The sequence below is a fragment of the Desulfovibrio sp. 1188_IL3213 genome (assembly GCF_036763145.1).
Classification (GTDB): domain Bacteria; phylum Desulfobacterota; class Desulfovibrionia; order Desulfovibrionales; family Desulfovibrionaceae; genus Desulfovibrio.
The window spans coordinates 1-1,398 of the sequence record NZ_JBAIYR010000527.1 but is presented as its reverse complement, the minus strand read 5'-3'; the positions used below and the strand labels follow the sequence as shown (position 1 = coordinate 1,398).

Below are 1,398 nucleotides of genomic sequence, written 5' to 3'. Positions count from 1 at the left end.
TGTTGCAACCCCAGTTCCGCCGAACGGCCGCGCAAGGCCGCTGCCATATCGTTCAGGGCAGCAGGTCCCTCGCTTTCTTCCATGCCGTGAGAGATCCTTATGAGGGCCAGACGCACAAACGGAGGGTACTTGCGCAGACGGCGGCGGGCCAGCTCCGCCGCGTAGAATCCCTCGTAGTCGGCTTCGCGCACATACTGCCAGCAATAATGGCTCACGTCCCGCGTCTGTATGAGCACCTGCCCGGCCTTGTCGCCGCGCCCGGCCCTGCCCGATGACTGCACCAAAAGCTGAAAGGTGCGCTCTGCCGCCCGATAGTCCGGCAGGTTCAACCCCAGATCGCCATCAGCCACCACAGCCAGGGTCACGTTGGGAAAATGGTGTCCCTTGGAAAGCATCTGCGTTCCCACAAGAATGGGAGATTCCTGACGGGCGAATGCAGCCAGAATTTCCTCCATGCGGCCGGGACGGCGGGTGCTGTCCCTGTCCAGGCGCAGCACGGGCGCTCCGGCCAAAACACCCAGGCGTTCGGCCAGCCTTTCCGTGCCTTCGCCCATAGGCAAAAAATTCATGCCTTTGCATTCAGGGCAAGGCGAAGGAAACGGGCGGCTGTACCCGCAATAATGACAAACAAGCTTTTCGCGCCCCTTGTGATAGGTAAGGCCAATTTCGCAATGGGGGCAGCGCAGGGTGCGCCCGCAGTCCAGACAATACATGAGCGGCGCATAACCCCGCCGGTTGAGCAGCACCACGGCCTGCTCTCCCCTGCTGATAACCTCGCGCAGGACCTCTTCGCTGCGGGGAGCCAGCAGCCCGGTCTCAGTGGCGGCCACGGGTGAAAGGGAACTTATGTCCACAAGTTCCACTGGCGGCAGATCACGGTCTCCCACCCGCCGGGGCAGGCGCAGAACCGGCAGATGCCCGTTTTCCGCCGCGTGAAACGTCTTGAGATCGGGCGTGGCCGACCCAAGAACCAGCAACCCGTGAACCTGCGCCATCCGAAACCAGGCCACTTCCTTGGCCTGATAGGCCAGGCTTTCATCCTGCTTGAAAGAACCGTCATGCTCTTCATCCAGCACAATGCAGCCCAGGTGCGGCACGGGCAGAAACAGGGCCGAGCGCGTGCCGACCACCAGGCAGGGTTCGTCACGCCCGGCAAGCTGCCTGTAGGTATCCTCACGGCGCGCAGGAGACTGGTAGCCATGATGGAAGAAAAGCGGAACCTGGGGCAGGGCGCAGGCGGCGTCACGCCGCAGCTTGTGGGCCAATGCCACCTCAGGCGCGAGCAAAAGCATGCTCCTGCCCGACTCAAGACAGGCCCGGGCCAGTTCCAGATACACGGCGGTCTTGCCGCTGCCCGTCACGCCGTACAGCAGACGCGAAGCAGCCCGGGCCTACACA

The 1,398-nt window shown here is 63.1% G+C and carries 1 pseudogene; it reads right to left on the bottom strand.

What is annotated here, in order from left to right:
• Positions 1–1,385 (bottom strand): annotated as a pseudogene (gene priA, locus V6C16_RS13300) (replication restart helicase PriA); the annotation flags it as partial.
• Positions 1,386–1,398: the final 13 nt, after the last annotated feature.